Source organism: Protofrankia sp. Cas8 (assembly GCF_963555845.1).
Classification (GTDB): domain Bacteria; phylum Actinomycetota; class Actinomycetes; order Frankiales; family Frankiaceae; genus Protofrankia.
Genome location: NZ_CAUVXI010000167.1, coordinates 1 through 421 on the forward strand (window position 1 = coordinate 1; position 421 = coordinate 421).

Consider the following 421-nt stretch of genomic DNA (forward strand, 5'->3'; position numbering starts at 1 on the left):
GCACTGGCATCATCAACCAGGACCACCTCCAACCGACCCGGATAGACCTGACCCAGCAGAGACGGCAACGTGGACGGGATGATATCCGCTTCATTCCGAGCAGGAACGATCACAGTCACAGCCGGCCAGCCACCATCCGGCTCAACCACACCATCCATCCGGGCACCCAGAGGATCAAGCCGGGTATCGGTCCGCCAGAACATCCCGTGACCGCCCGCGAGCACCAGCCAGACCAGCAGGGAACACACCGCGCACACCGCCAACATCATCACGATGATCAGCGTCGCAAATCGGCGGCCCCCTCGCCGCAACCCCGCGTGTGGTGTGGGCAGTGCCTCCCCCACCGCCAACAGCACCACCAGAGGCCACAGTCAGGTCACCATAAGGTCACCTGTCACCACAACGAAGGCCAAGAGCCGAC

At 63.4% G+C, this 421-nt stretch carries 1 protein-coding gene; it reads right to left on the minus strand.

Translation table 11 applies throughout. The annotated features are described in order from the left end of the window. On the minus strand, positions 1-269 hold a 269-nt coding region (locus tag U9977_RS20100; RefSeq protein ID WP_416210711.1), incomplete at its 3' end, for a glycosyltransferase. Positions 270-421 lie beyond the last annotated feature (152 nt).